Genomic DNA, 24,336 nt, shown 5'->3' on the forward strand with positions numbered 1-24,336 from the left:
GCGACGAGACGGGGGTTCAACGGTTCTCGTAGCGCCCGGCATCCGCATCCCGAAAGACGTAGGAGGCGACCGCCTGAGCCACCAGTATGGGAGAGATGGAAGACCTCTGTGTCACGGACTGTACGCGCTGTCCGGCACTCGTCGACTCTCGCAGTCGGATCGTCAACGGCACCGGACCCGAGGACGCCGACCTCCTCTTCGTCGGCGAAGGGCCGGGTGCCAAAGAAGACGAACAGGGCGAGCCGTTCGTCGGCCGCAGCGGGACCGTCCTGGACGACGGACTCCGCGACGTCGGCCTCGCGCGGGGCGACGTTCGCATCAGCAACTGCGTCCGCTGTCGCCCCCCGGAGAACCGCGATCCGAAAAAGGACGAGCTCGCGAACTGTCGGGGCTACCTCGAGCGGGAGATCGATCGGCTCGATCCGGACGTGATCGTGACGCTGGGCAAGGTGCCGAGCGAGCACCTCCTCGAGCGATCGGTCGCCGTGACGAAAGAGGCGGGCACTCTCGAGGACGTTCGGATCGGCGGTACGCCGCGGCGACTGCTGATCTGTGTTCACCCGGCCGCGACGCTGTACGACCGCAGTCAGGAGGAGACGTTCGAGAACGCGCTCCAGCGGGCGGCGGAGCTCGCGGGCGTCGACGACAGTGAGGGCGGACAGTCGCGGCTCGACGGTTTTTGAGCGACCACCAGTACGCCGGAATTCGACCGAGTAGATCGGTACATTTACCGCAAATATTATGCAGGTAATTGGGAAAGGGGCGCGTATGTCTCCGTTCCCCAGCTCTCCCGGGCATCGCAATCCGCCCTGGCGATACGGCGTCTACGTGTTTCCGATCGGGCCGGTTTTGCTGTTGCTCTCCCGAACCGCGCTCGAGCTCTTCGTTCAGGCGTCCGAGGCCGGATCGCTCGCCATCGGACTGAGTACCTTCGCCGTAACCCTCATCGCCGGTTGGTCGTCCGTCCTGTGTTCCGCCGTCGTCGCAGTAGCGCTGGTCATGGACGCGCTCGCGCTTCGAGACCATCCGTACTGGAATCCGAACCCCTGGCTCGCGGGGGTGGTCGGAATCGGTCACCTCGCCGGGGCGGAACTGGCGTATCCGTACCTGCTCTCGGTCCCGGCGATCGGGTACTACGTCTACCGACGGCGACAGCACATCGGCGGCGACGGCGGTAGCGGCCCCGGTCCGGCCGACCCCTCGGGCGATCGACCGGCCCTCGAGTCCTAGCCGGTTGCCCGAATGGCAATTCACTTCAACTCGCCGCACCGAGTACGGGTATGAGCACTGTTTCGTCCCCACAGGAGGAGTCCCTCGCGTCCGTCGTCATCGTCGACTACGGACTGGGGAACCTCCGCAGCGCCACCCGCGGCCTCGAGCGTGCCGGTGCAGCCGTCGAGATCACCGACGATCCCGAGGCCTTCGCCGCGGCCGACGGCGTCGTCCTGCCCGGCGTCGGCGCGTTTCGGGAAGGCGTCGAGAACGCCGATCCGCTTCGCGAAGACCTCCTCGAGGTGGCCGACAGCGGCACGCCCCTCTTCGGTATCTGTCTCGGGATGCAGATGCTGCTCACGACGAGCGAAGAGGGCGAAACCGACGGCGAGTCGGCCGTGCAGGGACTGGATCTGATCCCCGGAACCAACGTCCGGTTCGCCGAGGGCCAGAAGGTTCCGCACATGGGCTGGAACGAACTCGAGGTGCAGCGCGATCACCCGCTCGTCGAGGGCGTGGACGGGGACTACGCCTACTTCGTCCACTCCTACTACGCGACCCCGGACGACGAGCAAGCGACGGTCGCGACGACCGACTACGAACGCGAGTTCCCCTCGATCGTGGCCAACGACGAGGGCAACGTCTTCGGCACGCAGTTCCACCCGGAGAAGAGCGGCGAGACGGGGCTACAGATCCTGCGGAACTTCGTCGAGATCTGCGCCGAGGAGTAACTGAACGGTCCGAGATGGCTTCTTATATCAACTCGCGAACGTCCGAGTACCACATGTCGTGGTAGTCGACGTGGCCGACCCGGCGAGCGATCGCGACGGCGAGGGAGTGCCAGCAGCGCTCGGTCGGGTCGTCTGCGTCGAGGTTGTACTCGCTGTCCTTGCAGGTACAGCCGCCGTCTTCGACGATGTACTCGTCATCGTAGCCGACGACGATCGTGAAATCCCGGTAGGACTTCACGCGGTTTTCGCCGACCGCCTCGATGGCGCGAACCCCGCGGTCGCCGTGGATACTCGAGATGTCGCCGACGATCTCGGGCGTGAGTTCGCCGGCTTCCTCGAGGGCAGCCTGCCATCGCTCGACGGGGTTGGCCTCCGACACACCTGCAACTGTGTAGCGAACTGTAAAATCGGTTTGGTTGTCCGTCGCTCCGATACCGAGAGCCGCCACTCGTTCGTCCCGTCCACTGATCCGCGCGAGACCACACCGTTTTTCGCCCGCTACCGACGAGAGGTGATATGCGCGTCACCGAGGGCGGGGTCGAACTCGAGGTGCCCGGCGAACAGACGGAGGGCATCGAGGAGGCGGTCTTCTACAATCCGCGACAGGAGCTGAACCGGGATCTGACGATCGCGACGCTGCGGGCCTATCGCGAGCGCGAGGAGCGGGCGACGTCGTATCTCGACGCGATGACCGCGAGCGGCGTGCGAGGGGTTCGAGCCGCCGCGGACGGCTGGGACGTGACCTGCTGTGACGTCGACGAGGAGGCGATCGACCTCGCGCGGTCGAACCTCGAGCGAAACGATTGCGACGACGCGCGGGTCGCACACCGCAACGTCAACGCCCTCATGCACGAGGAGCCGTTCGACGTGATCGATCTCGATCCCTACGGGACGCCGATGCCCTTCGCCGACGCGGCGTTCGCGAACTGCCGGGATCTCGTCTGCGTCACCGCGACCGACACCGCGCCGCTGTGTGGCGCACACTTCAACAGCGGCGTCCGCTCGTATTCGGCGATCCCACAAAATACGGACTACCACGCCGAGATGGGCGTTCGGGTCCTCATTTCCGCGCTCGCCCGCAGCGCCGCCCGGTTCGACGTCGGCATCGAGCCGATCCTGACCCACGCCACCAGCCACTACGTCCGGACCTACCTCGAGCTCGAGCGCAAGCCGACCGCCTCCGACGCTGCGATCGACGAGTTAGGCCACCTCTACCACTGCGAAGACTGTCTCTACCGGGAGGCCGATCCCGGACTGATCGCGGATCCGCTCGAGCGGTGCCCGCGCTGTGAGGGCAATCGGATGCTCACCGCCGGCCCGGTCTGGCTCGGCCCCGTTCGGGACCCGGCGTTCGTCGGCGCGGTTCGCGACGAGATTCCCTATACGTTCGATACCGCGCCGGAGGCTCGAGCGCTCTGTGACACCCTCGCGGCGGAGCTCGACGAGCCGACCCACTACGACCAGCACAAGCTCTGCCGGAACTGGGGACTGCCCGCGAACGCGATGGACGAATTTCTGGCGGATCTCCGCGACGCGGGCTATGCGGCCTCACGAGCCCACTACGGCGGGACGACGTTCAAGACGGACGCGAGCGTCGGGGAGATCCGCGCGGCGACCGAGGAGAACCTCGATTGATCGACTCAGTCGAGATCGGCGTACAGGCGGACGAGACCGCACTCGGGACAGCAGACCGCGTCGACGCTCGCCGCCTCGGTGAGGCCGAGTTTCCCAAGCATCCCGTCGCGTTTTCCGGTATCGATCACGAGGCCGAACCCGCCGTTGGACCGGAGCGACGTCGGTTCCATCGGTACGCCGCAGTCGGGACAGCGTCGCTGCTCCATGCGGTACGGTCAACGAGTTAACAGAAAAGGGCGATGGTTCGAGTCGCGACTCGTGGCGGCCGTCGGTCCGTGCCCCCGATGGCGTCGCCAACAGATGGAGATCTCGGTGCGAAACGAGGGACTACGGGTGACGAGGCGGGTTCCGGGTTTCGACAGTCGAGCGTTTTGATTTCGCGTAACGATTCGTTTGACTTCTGTCAGGCGAAACTACATATGCCGGCCCGCGTCGAAGGACCTCGCGTGATCGATTACAGACGGGGACTCGAGGTTACGGGGCGGGCCGTTCGACTCGCCAGGGAGCAACAGCTGACGCTCCTCTCTGCCGGGGTCGCGTACTACGGATTCCTCTCGCTCGTTCCGCTGATGTTGCTGGCGCTCGGTCTCGCCGCGTCGATCGGGGGCGAGATCCTCGCCGACCGGATCACCGCGGCCGCGAGCGACGTTCTCACGTTACAGGCCCAGCAACTGCTCACGGAAGCGGTCAACGACCAGACCGGTCGACGGGGAGCCACCGTCGTCGGTATTCTCGGCCTGCTCTGGGGCTCGAGCCGCGTCCTTCGCGGCCTCGATCGGGCCTTCTCACAGGTTTACGGCACCGTGGGGGAGAAGTCGCTCCTCGATACGATCTGGGACGCGACGATCGTCTCGATCGTCATCGCGCTGGGGCTGACGCTGGTGGGGGTCCTCGAGCTCGCGTTCCGGCTCCTCCCCCGGCTCGAGGTGACGGTCGTGGCGCAGTTGTTCGTCCTGTTGGGACTGGTCGTGACGTTCCTGCCCCTGTACGTCGTTTTTCCCGATGCGGACGTCGGGCTCCGAGAGGCCGCACCGGGAACCGTCATCGCGGCGGTCGGCTGGTACGCGCTGAGCCAGACGTTTTCGCTATACGCGGGGCTGCTCACAGAGTACGCGGTCTACGGCGCGCTCGGGGCCGTCTTCCTCGTGCTCGTCTGGCTGTACGCCGGCGCGATCATCCTCATCTTCGCGGCGGTGATCAACGCCGTCCTCGCCGACCGTGAAGTGGATCGGCAGCTACAAAGTCCCGGCCACCGACAGATTTCGACAGAAGCGATGACCGACGACGCTACGGGTGCCGACGAGGGAGCCGGGGAGGACCGCGCGAGCGACCGTGCGACCGCGAGAAGCGCCAGCGCCCGGACGCGCGACCGCTCGAGCGACGCCGCAGCCCTCCGCGAGGAGATCGAACGGCTGCGCGACCGCGTGGACGCGTTCGAAGACGACGTCGAGGACCGCACGGTCAGAAAAGAGTCCCTCGAGAGCGAGCTCAAGCGCTACGTTCGGCAACGGGTTCGGCGCGGCCACGCACACGACTGGGGACCGTACCTCGTCTTGCTGTACGGAACGGCGATGTCGATCGCCGCGTTCTACTTCCTCGAGGGGATCTACGCGATCCTCTCGATGCTGGTCGTCTGGACCTCGACGCTGGGCGTCTACGTCCTGATGGTCCTGTTCGGCTTCGGGATCTCCCTGCTCGGGGTTCCCGGTCGCGTCCGGAACCTGATCGGCGACCGCCGGTCCTGAGAACGCGTCGACTGCGGTTCGGTTCGTCGGATCAGTCCGTCGGCTCTCGGCTCGGTTTCGGTTATTTTCGAACGCATCCCCGGGTTCAACTCCGGCGACCGATGCCAGCAGCGTCGCTCGAGCGGAACGGCGTCGCCGAGAAATCGATCCCGATCGGGGGCTCGGCTGAGCGACAGGAGCGGTGGACCTACGGTTGCGATGGGACAGCCCGACGGACGAACCGCCGCACCCGGTCCGTGTACGTCGTCGGCCGGTGGAGGTTACAGATGTGGCCGACGCCGGCGAGTACCTCGACGCGACCGTCCCGTGCCGCGGCGGCGTGGGCCTGCTCCCCGCGGCGCATGAGTTTGTCGTTCTCTCCGTTGAGGATCAGCGTCGAGCCCGGATAGGTCGAGAGCTTCGCCCGGAAGTCGACGCCCGTGATGTCCGGGCCCGCGTCGCCGAACTGCTTCGGATAGAACCCCGCCTCGATGATCGCCCGCTCGATGTCCGGCGGCAGGTCTCGCTTTGTGACCCAGCGCGCCGCGAGTTTCTCGCCGGCACGCTTTCCGAGGTCGGGCTTAGTCAGGAGCCGCGCCAGCCCGCCGGTCAGTCGCGTTCCGAGTTCCATCTTCCCCGTCGGATTCACGCTGCTGCCCGACAGCACCAGCGCGTCGACCTGATCGGGGTGGCGGTAGGCGTACTCGGTCGCCGCGTAGCCGCCCAGCGACAGCCCGACCAGCACCGCCGAGCCGTCGGTGTGCGTCTCGAAAACCTCCTCGAGGACGTCGACGGCCGGCTCCATCCGGAACGGCTCGCCGGCGCGGGTGCCGTGGCCCGGCAAATCGGGAGCGATGGTGTGATACTCCTCCGCGAGCTCGCGCTGTTGAGGGAGCCACATCGTCCGCGTGAACATCGCACCGTGTACGAACGCGATCGACTGTGCGTCCGAGGGGCCGGTGACGTGGACGCCCCGGGTGCCGCCGCTCTCGTCTGTCCGGTTCATGGCAGGTGTATCACGAGCACGGTCTTAGAACTCGGGCCGGCGTCTCACGGCTCCGGGTCGACACGAACGGTTTCCGACGCGAATCCGTCGGCACCGGTACCCGGGTTCGGCTCGCGAGCCGAGCTCGAGGAGCGCCGAACGGAAACGGCTACGAACGGAGTCGTGGACGACGAAAAGCGACCGGAATAGCGGTCGTCTCGGCCTCGAGGGACCCGTTTGCGGACGTTCAGTTACCGCTCCCCGCCGTCTGAATCGGCCACGTCCCCGGTGGTCCGCGTCCCGTCGATCTCGCCGGCGAACTCCTCGTCTGACCCCCCGTCTGCGAACTCGTCGCCTTCGGAACTCGTTTCGGCCGTCGAATCGGTCCGATCCGGAAGCGTCCCCTCGAGTCGGATCGCGCCGTCGGTGATCTCTCGAACGGACGCTCGATCGAGCGTTCTGGTCTCCTCGGCGGCCTTGTCCCAGCCGAGTGACGACTTGATCGACCCCACGACCGCCGGATCCGGTCTCACGTGGGCGACGGCTCCATCGATCGCGACCACGACGCCGACTTCCTCGCCGAGATCGTTCTCGACGGGCTTACCGACGTCGTCGTCCGAAAACGTGGCACACATACTCCAAGCTACCGCGACTCGAGACAAGCCGGTGGTGCCTGCAACGGCCGGTCGATCATCGGTCCGGCAGCCGAACCGTCGAGCCGTGTCGCTACAGCGGCGTCGCTCTCGAGAAACGGTCGAGCCGCTCGCGGAGTTCACAGGGTGTGAGAAACGTGGGTGACTGGAGTATCGCGATTACGAGCGGGCAAGTGTCGAACTGCGTGCCGGCGTGATCACCTATCCCCTCGATCGAGAGCGGGCGTCACCCGTCGCGCTCGAGTTGGTCGCCGCCGAACTCGTCGTCGCTCTGGATGCGCGAGGCCTGTGGCCCGTCCTGATCCTGATACTTGGAGCCGCGTTCGCTGCCGTAGGGGCGCTCCGCCGGCGTCTTGAGTTCGGTGAAGGTGAGCTGGGAGATGCGCATGCCGGGCGTGAGCGCGACCGGTGCGGAACCGAGGTTCGAGAGCTCGAGGGTGATCTGGCCCCGATACCCGGGGTCGCAGAGGCCGGCAGTCGCGTGGACGACGACCGCGAGCCGCCCCAGCGAAGACCGTCCCTCGACGTGGGCGATGAGATCTGCCGGAATCTCGACGCGCTCGTGGGTCGTCCCGAGCACGAAGTCGCCGGGGTGGAGAATGAAGTCGTCGCCGTCCTCGACGATCGTTTCGGCGACGTAGTCGTCGACCTCCTCTTCGGCGTTGGGGTGAATGCAGGGGATGTTCGTCCGCTGGAACTCGAGGAACTCCCGACCGAGCCGGAGGTCGACGCTCGCGGGTTGGATCTGCAGCTCCGGGTCGTCGAGGGGATCGACGACGAGGTCGCCGGCCTCGAGGCGCTCGAGGATGTCCGCATCGGAGAGGATCATATCGAGTAGGAGCGAGCACGGGGCCCTAAATTCCTCGGTCCGCGTTCGGCGGGACGACCGCGGACGGATGCCGGGGCTCGAGCGTCACCACCAATCATCGAATCGATGGGGTCCGAGCGACTCCCCGGCCCGTACCGGTAGCAGCGTGATGTTTCCCGTTTGAAATTCTATCCTCGATGGCCTAATCCATTATAATGCCCTGTGACGAAGGCCAGAGCATGAACGAGACGCAGGACCGGTTTACCGGTGATACGAAGGTTCTGCACCAGCGTGCGGTACGCATCCCGCTTCCCGATACGGAGGCCGAGCGGGTCTTCCACGAGAACATGATGACCGTCGCAGCCGCTCGAGAGCGAAAGGCCGACCTGCTCGCTGATCCCGCGGCTTCGGTGCTCGACGCCTACGAGGCGGAACGGGATCGCATCGCCGAGGGGTTCGAACGACGACTCCGACGAATCGCCGGCGACGAGTACGAGGAGGCCGCGATGGCGTACAACCGAGGCGACCGCGACGACCGGGTCGGCGCGCTTGCCGCGTACTACTTCGAGGGAGCGTGGCGAATGCAACAGCGAGCGACCATCACCGACATGATGTTCTTTCCGCTCTTCCTGCGCTATCCCGACAGCTTCACGATGAACATCCGGTTTACCAGCGGCTACACGACCTCGAAGTCGGTCCGCTACGAGTCGCCGGCGCACTCGTCCGAGGAGCTAGACGAGTACGCGGAGACGTACTTCGACGACTGCCTCTACTCTCAACAGCAGGCTGCGGAATACATCCGAGAGACCGCCCAGATCATCCGCAACGAGTTCCCCGACCCCGACGAGACCGCCTTCGAGGACCGCAAGTACGGTGGTGTCGTCTCGGCCGGCGGCCGTCGCGGATCGGTGTTCTCGGCGATGCTCGACTCCGTCGACCCGGACCCCGATCGGTTTTCCGAGCCGGTGGCGAAGCCGACGCTCGTCGAAGCGGGTCCCGAGGCGAGACGAACGGAACGGGAGTTGCTCTCCGGTGACGAAATCGTTCACTGACGCGCCCGACGAATCCGGTCGTCAGCGGCGACGGAACGGGAAGTCACTCGAGTCTCTCGCGAATACGCGTCAGTCCGTCGGGGTCGGTGCACTCTCGTAGCAACCGAGGCCGCCCACCGTCGGCGGTGTCCCTCGACGAACGATCCGTCGCCGAACAGCGGCACACCCGATCGGTGACTTAATGTGGACCTTGTCACTGTACACCACGTAGGAGCGGCCCGAGGGGCGAGGCGACGACGGCCGGCGGACGATGTAGCTAATCCATGCTCTCAATAGTCGACCTCTTCGTTCGGATCGCCGGCGAAGACCCGGTGATCCAGGGGCTCGTCGGCGGCATCGTCATCGCGGGGTTGAACCTGCTCGGTGCGTCGCTGATATTCGTCTGGCGGGATCCGTCCGAGCGCGCGCTCGACGGCGCGCTCGGCTTCGCGGCCGGTGTGATGCTCGCCGCGGCCTTCACGAGCCTCATCATTCCGGGGATCGAACAGTACTCCGGCGGGGATCCGATTCCCACGCTCGTGGGCGTCGCGCTCGGCGCGCTCTTTCTCGATCGAGCCGACGGGCTCGTCCCGCACGCGCACTATCTGTTGACCGGAGAACGACGACCGGACGAGGCCAACCCGAGCACGTCCCTCCCCGTCGATAACGAGCGAGTGACGCCGGTCGTCCTGTTCATTCTGGCGATCACGCTCCACAATATGCCCGAGGGGCTGGCCGTGGGCGTCGGCTTCGGATCCGGGAACGTCGAGAACGCGATTCCGCTGATGCTCGCGATCGGCATCCAGAACATCCCCGAAGGGTTCGCCGTCTCCGTCGCCGCGGTCAACGCGGGGCTGGACCGACGCTTCTACGCGGTCTTCGCCGGATTGCGTTCGGGGATCGTCGAAATCCCACTCGCAGTGCTGGGCGCGCTGGCAGTGAGCGTCGTCGAGCCGTTACTCCCCTACGCGATGGGCTTCGCCGCAGGGGCGATGCTCTTCGTCATCTCCGACGAAATCATTCCCGAAACCCACACCCGCGGCTACGAGCGGATCGCGACGCTCGGCGTGATGGCCGGCGTGATCGTGATGCTGTACCTCGACATCAGTCTGGCGTGAGAGCGACCGCGTCCGCTACCGACACGGATGTGCCACGGGAAACACTCGTCGAGAGATGGGTACGGCTAAACGTATCCCGATCATCGCTTCGGGCATGAAACAGGCCATCGTCGCCCGGACGGACATCGGCATGGGACAGGGAAAGCTCGCCGCGCAGGTCGCCCACGCGTCGCTGTCCGCCTACGAGAAGGCGGACAGTCAGTTGCAAGACCAGTGGAAACAGGGCGGGCAAAAGAAGGTCGTTCTGAAAGGGCAAAGCGAGCGCCAGCTCCACGAGCTCTCCGAGATCGCCGAGCGCGACGGGATTCCGAACGCGATTATCCGGGACGCCGGACACACGCAGCTCGAATCCGGAACCGTCACCGCACTCGCCGTCGGCCCGGCCGCGGACGACCGGGTCGACAGCGTGACCGGCGAGCTGTCGCTGTTCTAGGTCGGTCGAGCGTCGAAGGCTATTCGACTCGAGTGGAAAACGGACTCCTAGTCGGAGCAGTATCCGCGCGGTTCCTCCCTGACGACCGACTCGTCGTCGGAGACCGGCGGGGTCGTCGGGAGGGACGGGAGCCGCGAGCGAACGTCGATCGATTCGCTGCCGAGCACCGCGAAGCCGGCGAAGATCGTCAGGAAGCCGGCGATCGCGAGGGCGTCGATCGTCTCGCCGAGCAGCGCCCAGCCGCCCAGCGTCGAGACGACCGGGACGACGTAGAAGATCAGGTTCGCGTTGATCGCGCCGGCCGCGTCGATGAGGCCGAAGTAGGCGATGTACGCGACGACGCCCGCGAAGATGCTGACGTAGGCCAGCGCGAGGACGGCTTCGGTCGTCCACGAGACCGCGGCCATCGACTCGCCGCCCGACCAGGACAGCAGGTGAGAGAGCGCCGCGGCGAAGGGCAGGCCCCAGGCGACGCGAACCGTACTCGAGAGGTCGCTGTCGGCTCGGCGGATCAGCACCGCACCGAGAGCCGCAGCGACCGCGCCGGCGAAGAGGATCCCCTTGCCGACGGCACCGCCGAGCAGGTTCGCGGGGTCGGGGCTGACGACGAGTCCGACGCCGAGCAGGCCGAGTCCCATGCCGGCCGCGCCGCGGGGAGAGAGGCGCTCGTCGGAGAGTATCGCGGCGGCGAACACCGGCGTCATGATCGGGTTGAGGCTGTAGATGATCGACGCGACGGCGCTGCTGACGTACTGCTGGCCGACGAACAGGAGGGCGTTGGTCAGCCCGATCGCGAGGACGCCGGTCGCGAGGATGGCCCCGACGTCGCCGCTGGTCCGCGGCAGCAGTTCCGACCGCGAGAACGTCACTCCGACGTACGCCAGCATGACGACGGCGGCGACGTCGAACCGGAAGGCGACGAAGAGCAGGGGCGGGAAGTACGCGAGCCCCGCCTTCGCGGCGACGAAGGTGCCGCCGAAGAGCAGGCTCGAGAGGGCGAAGAAGACGGCGGTACGGGCGGAGACCATTCTACGCCGTCACCCCCGTCGAAACCGTTCGCGTCGAACCGAAACCGGTCGACGCCCGAATAGCGAGAATCATCGTACTACACCGTATGAGCTGCGGGGTTATAGTTTCGTTCAGAAAGTATTTCACGCAAAGAAACTTCGGCGAGGCGGGAAAGAACCCGAGACCGCGACACCGCTGCGGACCGTGAAAGGATTTCACGCTGCGAAAGCTGTTTATCGGGGCGGTGACGAGATGGCGTATGGAATCGGCACTCGAGGAGATCGAGTTCCTCGCGCTCTCGTCGAACCGCGTCGAGGTGCTGAGACTGCTCGCGGAGGGGCGACACACGCGCACCGAGCTGGCGGCCGAGACGGGCGCCTCGCAGGCGACCCTGGGACGGATTCTCGGAGACTTCGAGGACAGATCGTGGATCAGACACGACGGCAGCGAGTACGTCGCGACGGCGACGGGACGACTCGTCGCGGAGGGGTTTACCGACCTCACGGAGATACTCGAGACCGAAGCCGAGCTCCGGGATATCGTCGACTACCTGCCGACCCACGCGATGGAGTTCGATCTGCGGCGGCTCTCGGACGCGACGATCACCGTTCCCAGCGCGACGCGGCCGAACGCGCCGCTCGGGCGATTGCTCGACTTCCTCCGAGACGGCGACGAGGTCAGGACGTTCTCGCACACGTTCAACGAACAGACGCTGCGCGTCGTCCGGGAGCGCGTGACCGCCGGCGAGCAGCGGTTTCGAGGGGTCTTCGGTCGCAGCGCGATCGACGCGCTCGCCGACGACTCGTCGCTCCGGGCGCAACTCGAGGCCCTGCTCGCGGCCGACGACGCCGAGATCAGGGTCCGGGAGGAGGGCGTCCCCATCGCGATCATGATCGTCGACGACCTCGTCTATCTGCTCTTGCGCGACGAGAGCGGCATCCTGCAGGCCTCGGTCGACACCGAGGACGACGCCGTCCGGTCGTGGGCCGAGGACTCGCTGGATCACTACTGGCGGACCGCGACGCCGCTCGACTCCGACGCGTTTTCGGAGTGAGCGCGGGAGAAGCCGTTGGTTCGGGACGCTACGCGAGTCCCGGCACCGGTGCTATCGGATCGGACGACGCGGATCCGTGGTCTGCGGGCCGTGCGATATCGGGGAATTCCGGGCCGACCGCGATCGACGCGGGTTCGGGTTTCGTTTCCTCCTCGCCGGTCTGCTCGATGACGTACTCCTGCCCGATCGTCGACGACTGGAGGCTGTCGACGGGTGCGTGGTCCTCAGTCAGCACCGGGACGTCGTCGGTCTCGGGCTCGGACAGCGTGGCGTTGACCTCGCTGCTGAGATCGATTCCGAGATCGCGGTTCTCGTTTCGCTCGGCGAGTTCGGCCTCGGTGAAGTCCGTGTCGGCCTTCGTCGCGACGATTTCGATGTTCTGTACCGAGTCCCACTCCGACGTCCGGTAGCTGTACGTCGACGGGAAGGCCCGGTCGATCGTCTTGTACTGTGCGCGGTAGAACTCCGAGCCGGCGCCGCTCGGCGCGGAGATGACGTTCGCCATGAACACGCCGTCGTCTGTCAGGCGTTCCTCGGCCAGTTCCATGAACCCGAGTTGGGTCAGGTGGATCGGGACCTGATCCTTCTGGTAGGCGTCGAGAACGATCACGTCGTACGTCCGATCAGTGTTCCGGAGGAACCGCCGGCCGTCTTCCGTGTGGACCGTCAGGTTCTCGCTTTCCTCGAGCCGGAAGTAGTCCTTGGCTGCCTGAGAGACCTCGGGATCGAGCTCGGCGACGTCGACGTTGACGTCGTACTTCCGTTCGAAGTCCTTCGGCCCGGTGTAGCCGCCCCCGCCGATGAACAGGACGTTGTCGACCGCCTCGGGATCGTCGACCATCAACATCGGGATGTGGAAGTACCGCGTGTACTCGAAGACGTGTCGGTCGGGGTCCTCGAGGTCCATCGCGCTGTGGCGTGCGCCGTCCAGATACAGCGTCCGTTCGTCTCCGCTGTCGACGACCTCGAGTTCTTGGTAGGCCGTCTGGGTCTGGTAGACGACGTCGCCGCGGTGGTCGAACGCCACCGGACCGACCCCGGCCGCGACGACGAGCAACAGCGCGATCCCGATACTCGCCGCCGCCGGCTTCGGTGTCAGCGACGGAAGCGTGAGCGCGAACGCGGTCCCGACGAGGATGAACCCGAAGAGGAGCCCGATCGCGTCGATACCCAGCGCCGGGATCAGGACGAACGTCGTCGCGCCCGCCCCGACGATGCTACCGATGGTGCCGAGGGCGTAGACGTGGCCCGACGCCTCGCCGATCCCCTCCTTCCGCGAGAGCTCGGCCGAGTAGGGGCTGATGAACCCGAGCAGATAGGTGGGCGGTCCGAAGAGGATGAGGACCGCCGGGAGCGAGGCGTATCGGGCGGGCAACGGCATCGCGGACGCCGAGAGCAACAGCTGGTCGCTCGCGTAGATAACGATCGCGACGTAGCCCGCGGTTCCCAGCATGATCCAGCTCATTCGACGGTTCGACGCCGTCCCCGCCTGTTTCCCGCCTTGCCAGTAGCCCAGGCTCAGCGCCGCGAGGAAGACGGTGATGATGCTTCCCCACGTGTAGATGCTGCTTCCGAACTGGGGAGCGATGATCCGGCCGGCGAGGATCTCCAGGCCCATACTGGTCACGCCGGAGACGAACACCGCGACGTCGGGTTTCGTCGGCCGGTAGTCGGACAGCTGCCGCGTGCTCATTATCGGACAGTAGTGGGCCCGCGACGAGAAGGTGTCGCCTCACGACGGAGACCGGAACACGCCAGCGGCGTCGCCGGGCGATCGAAGAGGCAAGGGAACGAGTGGAAGGCGGTTTTTATACCCGTTCGAACGAACGGAACGGTATGCGCGAAGTGAGCGTCTCTCGAGTCGTCGGCGTCTCCCCGGCCGAACTGTCGTCGTGGCTCGGACCCGCCAGGATCGTCGAAGCCGAGGGCAGCTTCGCGGTCGAATCCGTCTACGACGGGGACGACGCGACGGTCGTCGTGGCCAGCGGTCCCGGGCTCCAGTTGCCGCTGCGATTCGAAGACCGCGAGGGGACGATCTACTACACGCAGGAGAGCGAGGGAGGTCCGTTCGCGGAGATGGAGACGTGGCTCGAGTCCGAGCCGGTCGACGACGAACGAACGCGAGTCACGGTCCGGTCGGCGGTCGAACTCGCCGCGCCGCTCCCGTTCGGCGACCGGATCGCCGGCTGGAAGCGCCGCGGCGAGCTTCGGAACCTCCTCGAGGCGATCGACGCCGAGTTCGATTGAGGCGGCACTCCCGTTTCAGCGGAAGAAAGCGGCGACATCGGGGCTTCGACCCCCTCAGTTGGTCGTGATCACTTCGATCACGTCTCGGGACTCGACCTCGTAGTCGGTTCCCAGTTGTCGGTTTGTCCGGCAGTCGATCGCGTGCAGGAAGCCGTCGCCGATGTCGGAGTGGAGGCTGTAGGCGAAGTCCTCCGCGGTCGAGTTCGGCGGGATCAGATAACAGTCCGGCAACACCTCACCCCGTTCGTTGCCCAGCCCGTTCGCGCCGCCGGGGAACACGGGCGTGACGCCGAGGACGTCGAAGAGTGCCGTCTCGAGGGCCGCTTGCACGCCCGTCGCGCCGAACTCGTCGAGGAAGTCCCGGATCTGCTCGAGCCCCTGTTCCTGATCGCCGGAGACGTCGCCCACGATCTCGAACTCCCCGTCGCCGGGTCGGTAGTCGACGACCCCGGCCTTGTCGGCCGACTTCAGCGCCTTCTCGGCGTGGGCGCTGCAGGGAACGATCGTCAGGTGGTCGTACTCGGGGTCGTTCGCGATCTCCTCGTAGTTCTCCTGGGCTTCGGGGGTGTCCATCTTGTTCGCCGCGATGACCATCGGCTTGGTCTCCTTGCGGATCTCGCGGGCGAGCTCGATCTGATCGTCGTCGTCCCACTCTTCGGGGTCGAAACCGACGTCCGTCCGGCGAATGAGTCGCTTGATCTCGTCCTCGCTGGTCTTGAACGCGCTCATCTGCTCGGCCAGTTCCTCCTCGATGGCGTCGTCCTCCGTCGTGTACCCCGTCTCGTAGCGTTCGATCCCCTTCTCGAGGACGCCCAGGTACCACTGGTCGAGCTCCTCCTCGAGGAAGGCGATGTCGTCGCGGGGGTCGTGGCCCTCCGTCGCTTCGCCCTCGGCGTCGGTCTTCCCGGAGAAGTCGACGACGTGGACGAGCACGTCGGTCTCGTTGAGGTCCGAGAGGAACTGGTTGCCGAGCCCGTTGCCCTCGTGTGCGCCGGGGATCAGCCCGGCCACGTCGACGAGTTTCGTCGGGACGAACCGGGTCCCGTCGGTACAGTAGCCGACGTTCGGCGTACACTCCTCGTCGAATTCGGGTGCCGCGCAGTCGACGCGGACGTAGGCCTCGCCCACGCTGGGGTCGATGGTCGTGAACGGGTAGGCCCCTTCGGGCACGTCGTTCATCGTCGCCGCGTTGAAGAAGGAGGACTTGCCGACGGAGGGTTTGCCGACGAGTCCGATTCGGTAACTCGTACTCATTATCAGTCCGTGGCGCGGCCCGCCTAAACGGGTTTCTGTCCGACAGCGCAGTGGTATGTGTCGCCCTGGCAGGTTCGATGGGCCACCGCGAACTGGCTCGCGCGGCTCGTCGGACCGCGCTCGAGTCCGGAAAATCAACGACTACTATACCGAACTCAGGAGACGTGCGTCGGCGGCTCGGCGGCCGTCTCGATGTCGAGTTCGGCGGCGACGTCCGACAGGAGGTCGCCCTTGACTTCCGAGCTCCGCCACCCGATCTCGGCGACGAGGGGCGGCTCGAACTCGGATCGGACCGTCTCGAGGCGCTCGTTTTCGGTCTCGACGCGCTCGCGGAGATACCGCCCGCCGCGGCCGTTTTCGTCGGGGTCCGGCGACGGCGTGAGCTTGTTGGCGACGAGGCCCCGGACCGTGAGGTCCTTCTCCTGCAGATTCGCGATCGCGCGCTCGGTCTCGTTCAGCGACAGTTCGTCGGGGTTCAAGACGAGGAAGAACGCGGCGTCGTCGTGGAGCGCCGACCCGGCGAAGTCGAAGAACTCCTTGCGATCCTGGAGCCGCGCGAGGACGGGGTCGCCCTCCATGACGCGGCGCGGTTCGTTGCTCCCGACGGCGGCCTTCTCGAAGAGGTCGATGCTCGTCCGTCGCTTGTGCATCAGCCGGTCGATCCATCCCTCCAGCAGGTCGGGGAGCCCGAGAAGCCGGAGCGTGCTCCCCGTCGGCGAGGTGTCGAAGACGACGCGATCGTACTCCTCCGCGTTCCGCATCACGTCGACGAACCGGTCGAACAGCGCCGATTCGTAGGCGCCGGGGGTGCCGTGGGCCATCTCGAGTTGCCGGTTGATCTCGTTGACCATCGAGGCCGACACCTGTTCGGAGAGGTCCTGTCGGATCTCGTCGAGGTGGCGGGTCACCTCATCCTCGGGGTCGATCTCCATTGCGTCGAGCCCGTCGATTCCCGCGACCGATTGCGGCGAGTCGTCGAACGGCTGGTCGAACACGTCCGTGACGGAGTGGGCCGGGTCGGTCGAGACGACGAGCGTCCGCTGGCCGTCGCGGGCACAGCGCAGCGCGTACGCGCACGATACCGTCGTTTTGCCGACGCCGCCCTTGCCGCCGAAGAAGACGAATGGCTCCATCAGAAGTGGTACTGCTGTCCCTTGCGTTCGAGGTAGGTGCTACGATCCCAGAGGCGTCGCTCCCACGATTCGAACTCGTCCTCGAGATAGGGGAGCAGTTCCGCGGTGTAGTAGGAAACCGGCGACGGGATGCCGAAGGCGTCCGGGAAACAGGCCAGAATGAACGCGTCCTCGGCGTCCTCGGCTTCCTTCTCGATTTTCTCGTACGACGGGTGTGTGATCATGCCGTGATAGAGCCCCCGTAACCACTCGTCGAGCGTCTCGCGAAACGATTCGATCCGGTCGGCCAGGTCCATGCCAGTATCTGTGTATCGAACGCTAAAAACCCTCGTGGATCGCTTTCAAGGGGCTCCGATACCAGTGTCCGGACATGGAGACGAACACGGATGACGACATCCCGGTCACGATCCTCTCGGGGAATCTGGGTGCCGGGAAGACCACCCTCCTCAATCATCTGCTATCGAACGCCGGCGATCGGACGCTGGCGGTCCTCGTCAACGACATGGGCGAGGTCAACGTCGACGCCGAACTCGTCGCCGAGGGGTCGGAACTCGATCTCGACGACGGCGTGACGGAGCTCTCGAACGGCTGTATCTGCTGTGAACTCCAGGACGACCTCGAGACGGCCGTCGTCAGGCTGGCTCGCGACCGCTCGTTCGACCATCTCGTCGTCGAATCGTCGGGCATCTCCGAACCCGCACCCGTCGCGCGGCTGTTCACGACCGAGTCCCGCGTCGCCGCGCTCTACGACGTCGACACGCTGGTGACCGTCCTCGACACGCCGGCCTTCCTCGAGGCCTTCGCCGGGGAGGACCGACCCGAGCGTCGGGGGACCGAGGACGACCGGCCGCTCTCGGACCTGCTCGTCGAACAGGTTGAGGTCTCGAACCTCGTCCTGCTCAACAAGGCCGATCTGTGCTCCGACGCGGAGCTCGCCGAGGCCGAGGAACTCGTCGGCGCGCTCCAGCCGGACGCCGAGACGATCCGCACGGAGTTCTCGGCGGTCGATCCCGACCGCCTACTCGGTGCCGGGCTGTTCGACGCCGGCCGAGTGAACGACCTGCCGGGCTGGAAACGCGCGCTCGAGTCGACCGACGGGCACGAGCACGATCACGACGGGGACGACCACCACGGCCACCACCACCCGGACGAAGTGTACGGCGTCTCGTCGTTCGTCTACCGATCGCGACGGCCGTTCCACCCCGAGCGCTTCGACGAGTTCCTCCGAGATCTCCCACGGTCGATCGTCCGCGCGAAGGGGACCGCGTGGCTCGCCGGCAACGAAATGCGCGTAACGATCGCCCAGGCCGGCCCGTCGATCAGAGCGACCGCGCAGGGACCCTGGATCGCCGGCCTCCCCGAGGTCGAGCGCGACATGTATCGGTCGAACCGGCCGAATCTCGAGTGGCACGACGAGCACGGCGACCGCCGGACCGAACTCGTCTTCATCGGGACCGATTACGACGAAGGAGCGCTTCGGACGGCGCTCGAGGACGCGCTCGTCACCGACGAGGAGTGGGGGACGAACTTCGACGGGCCGTTCCCGGACGAACAGGGCGAGGAAGCGGTCGTTCGAGAGCCGTAGCTCGGCTCGGCCTCGAGCGACGGGCGGGGCGCTCGATTTCCGGGGGCAGAGGGAGAAAACGGAGACCGATCAGCAGGCGCAGTCGCGACCGCTCGAGCGTTCGAAACGCATCTCGTCTCCGCAGTCCGGACAGATCGGGTCGCCCTCGAGGTCGACGTCCCTGATCCGAACGGCGCAGTCGTCACACCAATAAGCGCCGTCGGAGCCGTCGTCGGGGCGGCCCTTCGGCGAGGGCGACGCGAGCGCCGATTTCATCGATTCGATGAGTCCCATAGTCGACGGTTCGCCTGCGGCGAAAATAACCTTATGCTACTGTGTGTCAAAGACACACGACCGCGTACTCGCAACCGGCGCGGAAATCGGGTCGACACATCGTCGTCGATCATCCGACGACGAGCGGCACTGCGAGCGCGATCAGGATCACCGTGAGGATCGGGATCAGGTAGAACAGTCGCTCGGCGCGAACCGCCGACGGCACGCAGCCGGCCGTCTCCGGACGGAACGTCCACACCTGTCGATAGAAGGCACCGACCGCGACGACGGCGAACAGCGCCGCGGAGAGCGCGATCGCGACCTCGAGTGACAGACCGAGCGCCTGCCCGTACAGCGGACCGAACGACAGCAGGACCATGAAGGCGAGCCCGACGACCACGAAGAAGGGCACGGGATCGACGTGAGAGCCCTGACGGTTTCGGAGGTGCATACCGGTCGTTGTCCGCCGACGGACAAAGAGCTATAGCCCGTTTCGATTGTTCGAATTCAGCGCCCCCGTTCACGGAACGGACGGGGAGAACAGCGAACAGTATAAGTGGCGGTGCCGACCTCTCCCTGTATGAGCGATGGTGACACCGAGCGAGATGATGACGGGTTCGAGGCCGGCGTGTCGTCTTCGCAGGGTGACCCCCGCGTCCTGATCGCGATGAACGTCGTGCTCTCCACGCTGTTCGCGTGGTCGATCGTCTGGGGACTGTCGTTCATCGGAGCCGTCGAGTTCGGGCTCATCAACGTCGCCACGGCCGCGATATTCCTGTTTGCGATGACGTATCTCGTGACGATGTCGTAGGCGGTGCCGATCGAAACCGGACTACCGCCCGTAAATCAGTCGTCGACCGAAGTCGTCGAGTCGCTCGGTGACGCGCCCGGCCCAGGCACCCGGCGATATCCGTCGAAGCTCGTCGTCCTCCACTTCGATGGCGGATTCGCCGAACGGATCGCGGGTTCCCTCGTTGCCACCGTCGCCGTCGTCCTCGCCGGACAACGCGACGTCGACGACCGTCGACATCGAACACCGGCCGCAGCTTTCGGTCTTTTTGCCTCCCATGTGAATCCCTTGCACGATAGTGCGTCTCCGGCGGCTAAAATCTACCGACCGGTCGACGGGGACGACAAACGGCCGACCGCATCGGGACCGGATCCACCGACGAATACTTGATACCCCGACGGTAACCGGTGGTATGAGAGATTGGGTCATGGTATCGAAGCGAACGGAACGGCTGCTAAGTCCCGAACACGCTGTCACGGCCGCGAGCACGCGATGAGTGACGAGGCGACGCCGGCGGAACTCCCGGCCGAGATCCGCGAGGCGGTCCCCGACTGGGAGGACGAGTATCTCGATCGGGTCTCCGACCGGCTGATGTACAACTACGACCTCGAGAAGGACCGTCGCGTCGGCGGCGAGCGGTGGGATCTCTACGGGGAGATGCGTGTCCTCAGCCAGAAGCAGTTCTTCCACCCATCGTTGAGTTACGGCGATCACGAGGCCGAAGAGTACCTCTTCGCCAGACGCGAGGCGCGGCCGACGGTCGCGGAACTCGAGCGACTCGTCGAGCTCGGTCACGACCTCGCCGACGAGCACGTCGTGGCCGACGAGGAACACTTCGGGACGGATTTCACGTTCGTCCTCGTCGCCGACGAGATAGCCGACGACGTCCGCGAGTTCGTCACGGACTTCCGCGATCGCACGCTGCTGAAGTTCGGCTACCACGGCCACTACGAGATCAATCTCGTCGTCGTCGCCCCGGACGTCGATGACCAGGTCGGCAGCGAGTCCGCCCACGTTCTGGAGGCGTTTACCCTCTGGGAAGACGTGAGCTCCTCCGACGAAGGGCTACTGTCGCGGTTCGCGAAACGGTTCTGGCAGTAGCCTAGTACGTCCGGCCGCGGAGAGCGGCTCGCGAGGACGGTGGCGACGAACTCGGCTATGCCCTCTGGACCGCGGTGACTTCCGTCAGAAATCGAGGCGAAACTCGTCGACACGATACTGGAGACGTTCGAACCGGGCGTCCGAACGGGGTCGATTTCTCTCCCGTTGCTGTTCGGTACTGCCGTCTGTCGGGTAGGTGCGCGAAGAAAATGAACGGCGATCGATCGCTGTTAGTCGTCGCTCGGTTCGGCTGCGGGGCTCTCGGGTCCGCGACGGACCGTCTGGATGTTGTTGTATCCGAGCCTGACGAGTGCGAGCGCCAGACCGATGAGAACGAGTCCGAGCGCCATCTGCACGACCGCGGAGGCCTGCGCACCGAACGTCCCCGCGCCACCCTGAATCAGGTTCAGGTAGAGGTTCTCGTAGAACACCAGGATCGACAGCCCGAGGATGGTGATCGTGACCATGATCGCCATCGGGACGCCGGTGGAGACGAGCTGTTTGTTGTCGTCCCAGTTGGCGAGCCAGACGGTCGCGGTGAGCAGCGCCAGCGCAGCGAGCAGCTGGTTCGCACCGCCGAACAGCTGCCAGAGGACGACCCACTGACCGGAGATGACGAGCAGGTACGCGGGAACGATCTGCACGATCGGGTTCGTGTATCGGCCGCGTGCGATCGAGCGCGGATCGAGGTTCAGTCCCGTGTCGGTCCGCCCCGCGGGCGTCCCGACGATCTCTTCCATCATGTAGCGACCGAGACGGACGGCCGTGTCGGTCGACGTCAGCAGGAAGCTACAGAGGACCAGCGCCATGAACACGGCACCGACGGACTCGGAGACGCCGAGGCTGGTGAGGATGATCCCGCCACCCTCCGCGAAGTTCGGAAGCGCAGCGCCGATTCCGCCCGCGGGATCGGCGAAGCCTGCGACCGCGAGGGTCGAAAGTGCGACCGCCGCGAGGAGCCCCTCGCCGAGCATCCCGCCGTATCCGATCAGGCGGGCGTCGGTCTCGTTGTCGAGCTGTTTGGCGGTCGTCCCGGAGGAGACGAGCGAGTGGAAGCCGCTGATGGTCCCGCAGGCGATCGTGATGAACAGCAGCGGGAACAGCGGTGCGAGTCCGGCGGCCTCGACGCCCCAGAACCCTTCGAACGCGCCGATGGAACTGTCGATGACGAGCGGCTGGGAGGACGTCCCGAGTATCGTCCCGACGATGATCGCGACGATCGCCCCGCCGACACCGGTGTACAGGAGGAACGACGACAGGTAGTCGCGCGGCTGGAGCAACACCCAGACGGGCAGTGCGCTCGCGATCGCCGCGTAGACCATCACGACCGGGATCCAGCCTGCGGTGTTACCGCCGAGTGCGGCCGCACCGGGCACCCAGTTGCCGGCACTGCCGAGCAGGACGATCGTTCCGGCCGGGTAGTCGCCGGCGAATAGCGCCAGCGGGTACTGAAGCCCCACCCAGACCGCAGCGAAGACGCCGAGGACGAAGACGATCGTCCCGGGGATGAACGGCCCGTTGAACTGGTACAAATAGACGCCGAACGCCAGCGCCAGCCCGATGTAGAGCAACGAGGCCGTCACCACCTGCGGATACGCGTTGAAGACGATCCCCACGACCAGTGCGAACACTGCGACGACCAGCATGATCGTCAGGAACGCGAACCACAGGAGCATGTTCTTGCCGCCCTTTCCGACGTACTCGCCGATCATGTAGCCGATCGACTTCCCCTCGTGGCGGAGACTCCCCGACAGCGACACGAAGTCGTGAACGGCACCCATCAGCGGGTTTCCGAGTGCGATCCACAGCAACGCGGGCACCCATCCCCAGATGGCACCGGCCGTGATCGGTCCCACGATCGGTGCCCCACCCGCGATGCTCGAGTAGTGGTGGCCCAACAGAACCGGTTTCTTCGAGGGGACGTACTCCTGTCCGTCCTCGTATTTGTGTGCCGGTGTTTCGGCTTCCTCGTCGAGTTCGACGAACTGCGTGAGGTATCGAGAGTACCCCACGTAGCCGACGGTGAAGGTCACCAGTACTGCCGCGATGATCCAGATTACCTGTGTCATGTTACGTCTACGCAAACAGAGTGGGCCCAATGACCTTAATTGTTATTTGTCTTTATTGGCGTCTCTGTCTGTATTTTTTAATCCTATCCGCCAGTTGGATAGTGAACTACGGCGTCCGAACGCGGGAGCAAATCTACCGGAAGAGGCCGTCAGAATTCGCTTTCAACTTTTCTTTTCACGCGTAGAAACTGATCAATCGTCCACGAAGATACGGAAATACGCGGGGCTTCGAGCCTCGTATAGCCCGAGCAAATAACTGCCGGAAACTGATTTGACAGGATAAATCAAAGCGAGAACCGGTCCAGACTAATCGGGAATCGAATCCGTTCGAACGGTCGGGATTCGAGAGAATCTAAAAGTGACCGCGAACGCGGGCGGAGCAGTTCCGAAACTACTCGAGAACGGCTTCCAGCGCGTCCATCGTCCGGTCGACCCGATCGATCCGTGCGTTGTGGCCCATGTGCCCGATTCGGAGCACGTCGTCCTCGAGGTCGCCGAGGCCGGTCGCGAGGACGATATCGTGGTCGTCCGCCATCGACTCCTGTAACTGACCGGCGTCACCGTCGACCGCGAGCGCCGTCACGGTCGGCGACGACCGCGCGTCGTCCGGATAGAGCGACAGCCCGAGGTCGGCCGCTCGCCGGCGACACCGCGTCGCGGCCGCCTCGTGGCGTTCGAAGACGGTCTCCAGTCCCTCCTCGAGCAAGAGATCGATCGCGGTCTCGAGCCCGTACAGGTTCGACGACAGGTGCGTGTAGGGGAACCACTCCTCGTCGGCGGCGTCGCGCCACGGCTCGAGGTCCGTATACAGGCCGTTCGTCTCGACGGACTCGATCTTCGCCCAGGCGCGGTCGCTGATCGAGCAGACGGTCAGTCCCGGCGGCGCGCTGAAACACTTCTGTGACGCGCCCAGACAGACGTCGATGCGATCGGTCGGCACCGGAACGCCGCCGAGCGAGGAGACGGCGTCGACGACGCTGATGACGTCGTGCTCCTCGAGTACGTCCAGCACTGGTCCGATGTCGTTCCGGACCCCCGTCGGGGTCTCGCAGTGGACCATCGTGGCCACGTCGAACGAGCCGTCCTCGAGGCGGGACTCGATCGCCTCGAGATCGAGCGGTGCCGTCCACGGCCCGTCGCAGATCACCGCCTCGCCGTCGTACATCTCGACGAAGTCGGCGAAGCCCTCCCCGTAGAGGCCGTTCGCGATACACAGGACCCGATCGCCCGGCTCGACCAGCGACGCGATCGCCGCCTCGAGCCCGAGGATCCCCTCGCCGCCGAGGATCGCGATGTCGTCGTCGCCGTAGACCGCCTCGAGTTTGTCGGTCAGCGTCCGGTAGAACTCGAAGAACTCGGGCTCGACGTCTGGGTTCGGCGTCGGCTCGCTCATCCGTTCGCGGACGGCCGCCGGCACCTCGGTCGGGCCGGGGGTCATGCGGAGTCGATCGTCGGTCATACGGAAGCCACCGGCGCGTTCGGGTATAAATCACTCGAGGCGCGAGGGCCGACG

General features: G+C 65.7%; 28 protein-coding genes. 13 read left to right on the top strand and 15 right to left on the bottom strand.

Going from position 1 to position 24,336, the window contains the following annotated elements; all coding sequences use genetic code 11:
- The first annotated feature begins 86 nt into the window (after positions 1-86).
- The 3 genes from NDI89_RS00980 to hisH all read left to right on the top strand — a co-directional run bounded on the left by NDI89_RS00980 (position 87) and on the right by hisH (position 1,943).
- A complete protein-coding gene (locus tag NDI89_RS00980; protein WP_277519620.1) occupies positions 87-683 on the top strand; it encodes a uracil-DNA glycosylase in 597 nt (198 codons plus the stop codon).
- Positions 684-768: 85 nt separating this feature from the next.
- Positions 769-1,230 (top strand): hypothetical protein, encoded by a 462-nt coding sequence (locus tag NDI89_RS00985; RefSeq protein WP_277519621.1) that lies wholly within the window; start codon positions 769-771, stop codon positions 1,228-1,230.
- Between the two features lie 50 nt (positions 1,231-1,280).
- Complete coding sequence (gene hisH, locus NDI89_RS00990; protein WP_277519623.1) at positions 1,281-1,943, top strand: imidazole glycerol phosphate synthase subunit HisH; 663 nt, start codon at positions 1,281-1,283, stop codon at positions 1,941-1,943.
- Between the two features lie 22 nt (positions 1,944-1,965).
- Here the strand turns inward: hisH and NDI89_RS00995 are convergent, their stop codons facing one another.
- Positions 1,966-2,322 (bottom strand): hypothetical protein, encoded by a 357-nt coding sequence (locus tag NDI89_RS00995; RefSeq protein ID WP_277519624.1) that lies wholly within the window; start codon positions 2,320-2,322, stop codon positions 1,966-1,968.
- Positions 2,323-2,459: 137 nt separating this feature from the next.
- On the opposite strand from NDI89_RS00995, the gene NDI89_RS01000 reads away from it, so the two are divergent.
- Positions 2,460-3,578, top strand: a complete 1,119-nt coding sequence (locus NDI89_RS01000) for a tRNA (guanine(26)-N(2))-dimethyltransferase (RefSeq protein ID WP_277519625.1) — start codon at positions 2,460-2,462, stop codon at positions 3,576-3,578.
- 5 nt (positions 3,579-3,583) lie between these two features.
- Here NDI89_RS01000 and NDI89_RS01005 read toward each other — a convergent pair whose 3' ends face one another.
- Positions 3,584-3,784: a hypothetical protein gene (locus NDI89_RS01005; protein WP_277519626.1), complete on the bottom strand. Its 201-nt coding sequence runs from the start codon at positions 3,782-3,784 to the stop codon at positions 3,584-3,586.
- A 213-nt stretch (positions 3,785-3,997) separates the two neighbouring features.
- Between NDI89_RS01005 and NDI89_RS01010 the strand changes: the two genes are divergently transcribed.
- Positions 3,998-5,323, top strand: coding sequence for a YihY/virulence factor BrkB family protein (locus NDI89_RS01010; RefSeq protein ID WP_277519627.1), 1,326 nt, complete (start codon positions 3,998-4,000; stop codon positions 5,321-5,323).
- Between the two features lie 187 nt (positions 5,324-5,510).
- Here the strand turns inward: NDI89_RS01010 and NDI89_RS01015 are convergent, their stop codons facing one another.
- The 3 genes from NDI89_RS01015 to dcd form a co-directional block, all read right to left on the bottom strand.
- A complete protein-coding gene (locus NDI89_RS01015; RefSeq protein ID WP_277519628.1) occupies positions 5,511-6,308 on the bottom strand; it encodes an alpha/beta fold hydrolase in 798 nt (265 codons plus the stop codon).
- Positions 6,309-6,538: 230 nt separating this feature from the next.
- Entirely contained in the window at positions 6,539-6,922 is a 384-nt protein-coding gene (locus NDI89_RS01020; RefSeq protein WP_277519629.1) for a hypothetical protein, read from the bottom strand.
- A 244-nt stretch (positions 6,923-7,166) separates the two neighbouring features.
- On the bottom strand, positions 7,167-7,769 hold the full coding sequence (dcd, locus tag NDI89_RS01025; RefSeq protein ID WP_277519630.1) for a dCTP deaminase: 603 nt from the start codon (positions 7,767-7,769) through the stop codon (positions 7,167-7,169).
- Positions 7,770-7,987: 218 nt separating this feature from the next.
- Between dcd and NDI89_RS01030 the strand changes: the two genes are divergently transcribed.
- The 3 genes from NDI89_RS01030 to pth2 all read left to right on the top strand — a co-directional run bounded on the left by NDI89_RS01030 (position 7,988) and on the right by pth2 (position 10,330).
- Positions 7,988-8,800: a hypothetical protein gene (locus tag NDI89_RS01030; RefSeq protein WP_277519631.1), complete on the top strand. Its 813-nt coding sequence runs from the start codon at positions 7,988-7,990 to the stop codon at positions 8,798-8,800.
- Positions 8,801-9,063: 263 nt separating this feature from the next.
- Positions 9,064-9,897: a ZIP family metal transporter gene (locus NDI89_RS01035; protein ID WP_277519632.1), complete on the top strand. Its 834-nt coding sequence runs from the start codon at positions 9,064-9,066 to the stop codon at positions 9,895-9,897.
- A 94-nt stretch (positions 9,898-9,991) separates the two neighbouring features.
- The gene (gene pth2 / locus NDI89_RS01040) at positions 9,992-10,330 is read left to right on the top strand and encodes a peptidyl-tRNA hydrolase Pth2 (RefSeq protein WP_277519633.1); all 339 of its coding nucleotides are present in this window, start codon (positions 9,992-9,994) and stop codon (positions 10,328-10,330) included.
- Positions 10,331-10,377: 47 nt separating this feature from the next.
- Here the strand turns inward: pth2 and NDI89_RS01045 are convergent, their stop codons facing one another.
- A complete protein-coding gene (locus tag NDI89_RS01045) occupies positions 10,378-11,358 on the bottom strand; it encodes a DMT family transporter (RefSeq protein WP_277519634.1) in 981 nt (326 codons plus the stop codon).
- A gap of 239 nt (positions 11,359-11,597) precedes the next feature.
- Here NDI89_RS01045 and NDI89_RS01050 point away from each other — a divergent pair, with 239 nt between their 5' ends.
- Positions 11,598-12,392: a helix-turn-helix transcriptional regulator gene (locus NDI89_RS01050; RefSeq protein ID WP_277519635.1), complete on the top strand. Its 795-nt coding sequence runs from the start codon at positions 11,598-11,600 to the stop codon at positions 12,390-12,392.
- 28 nt (positions 12,393-12,420) lie between these two features.
- Here NDI89_RS01050 and NDI89_RS01055 read toward each other — a convergent pair whose 3' ends face one another.
- Positions 12,421-14,085 (bottom strand): spermidine synthase, encoded by a 1,665-nt coding sequence (locus NDI89_RS01055; RefSeq protein WP_277519636.1) that lies wholly within the window; start codon positions 14,083-14,085, stop codon positions 12,421-12,423.
- Between the two features lie 143 nt (positions 14,086-14,228).
- Here NDI89_RS01055 and NDI89_RS01060 point away from each other — a divergent pair, with 143 nt between their 5' ends.
- Complete coding sequence (locus tag NDI89_RS01060; RefSeq protein WP_277519637.1) at positions 14,229-14,639, top strand: SRPBCC family protein; 411 nt, start codon at positions 14,229-14,231, stop codon at positions 14,637-14,639.
- Positions 14,640-14,693: 54 nt separating this feature from the next.
- Here the strand turns inward: NDI89_RS01060 and NDI89_RS01065 are convergent, their stop codons facing one another.
- From NDI89_RS01065 to NDI89_RS01075, 3 genes are all read right to left on the bottom strand, one after another.
- Positions 14,694-15,893 carry a redox-regulated ATPase YchF gene (locus NDI89_RS01065; protein WP_277519638.1) on the bottom strand — a complete coding sequence of 400 codons (1,200 nt, stop codon included), beginning with the start codon at positions 15,891-15,893 and terminating at the stop codon, positions 14,694-14,696.
- A gap of 155 nt (positions 15,894-16,048) precedes the next feature.
- Positions 16,049-17,026, bottom strand: coding sequence for an ArsA family ATPase (locus NDI89_RS01070; protein ID WP_277519639.1), 978 nt, complete (start codon positions 17,024-17,026; stop codon positions 16,049-16,051).
- Positions 17,026-17,322, bottom strand: a complete 297-nt coding sequence (locus NDI89_RS01075) for a DUF7990 family protein (RefSeq protein ID WP_277519640.1) — start codon at positions 17,320-17,322, stop codon at positions 17,026-17,028. Before NDI89_RS01075 ends, NDI89_RS01070 begins: the two co-directional genes overlap by 1 nt.
- 74 nt (positions 17,323-17,396) lie before the next feature.
- Between NDI89_RS01075 and NDI89_RS01080 the strand changes: the two genes are divergently transcribed.
- Complete coding sequence (locus tag NDI89_RS01080) at positions 17,397-18,611, top strand: CobW family GTP-binding protein (RefSeq protein WP_277519641.1); 1,215 nt, start codon at positions 17,397-17,399, stop codon at positions 18,609-18,611.
- Positions 18,612-18,680: 69 nt separating this feature from the next.
- Here NDI89_RS01080 and NDI89_RS01085 read toward each other — a convergent pair whose 3' ends face one another.
- Positions 18,681-18,884: a hypothetical protein gene (locus NDI89_RS01085; RefSeq protein WP_277519642.1), complete on the bottom strand. Its 204-nt coding sequence runs from the start codon at positions 18,882-18,884 to the stop codon at positions 18,681-18,683.
- 109 nt (positions 18,885-18,993) lie between these two features.
- Positions 18,994-19,314, bottom strand: a complete 321-nt coding sequence (locus NDI89_RS01090) for a hypothetical protein (protein WP_277519643.1) — start codon at positions 19,312-19,314, stop codon at positions 18,994-18,996.
- Positions 19,315-19,443: 129 nt separating this feature from the next.
- Here NDI89_RS01090 and NDI89_RS01095 point away from each other — a divergent pair, with 129 nt between their 5' ends.
- A complete protein-coding gene (locus tag NDI89_RS01095) occupies positions 19,444-19,674 on the top strand; it encodes a DUF8107 family protein (RefSeq protein ID WP_277519645.1) in 231 nt (76 codons plus the stop codon).
- A gap of 21 nt (positions 19,675-19,695) precedes the next feature.
- Here the strand turns inward: NDI89_RS01095 and NDI89_RS01100 are convergent, their stop codons facing one another.
- On the bottom strand, positions 19,696-19,932 hold the full coding sequence (locus NDI89_RS01100; protein WP_486641323.1) for a DUF8007 family protein: 237 nt from the start codon (positions 19,930-19,932) through the stop codon (positions 19,696-19,698).
- 213 nt (positions 19,933-20,145) lie between these two features.
- Here NDI89_RS01100 and NDI89_RS01105 point away from each other — a divergent pair, with 213 nt between their 5' ends.
- Entirely contained in the window at positions 20,146-20,754 is a 609-nt protein-coding gene (locus NDI89_RS01105; RefSeq protein ID WP_277519649.1) for a DUF8052 family protein, read from the top strand.
- A 230-nt stretch (positions 20,755-20,984) separates the two neighbouring features.
- On the opposite strand, the gene NDI89_RS01110 is transcribed toward NDI89_RS01105, so the two are convergent.
- A complete protein-coding gene (locus NDI89_RS01110) occupies positions 20,985-22,823 on the bottom strand; it encodes a carbon starvation CstA family protein (protein WP_277519650.1) in 1,839 nt (612 codons plus the stop codon).
- 391 nt (positions 22,824-23,214) lie between these two features.
- A complete protein-coding gene (locus NDI89_RS01115; RefSeq protein WP_277519651.1) occupies positions 23,215-24,282 on the bottom strand; it encodes a pyridoxal-phosphate-dependent aminotransferase family protein in 1,068 nt (355 codons plus the stop codon).
- Between the last annotated feature and the right edge of the window lie 54 nt (positions 24,283-24,336).

This window comes from Natrinema salsiterrestre (assembly GCF_029502005.1).
Taxonomy (GTDB): domain Archaea; phylum Halobacteriota; class Halobacteria; order Halobacteriales; family Natrialbaceae; genus Natrinema; species Natrinema salsiterrestre.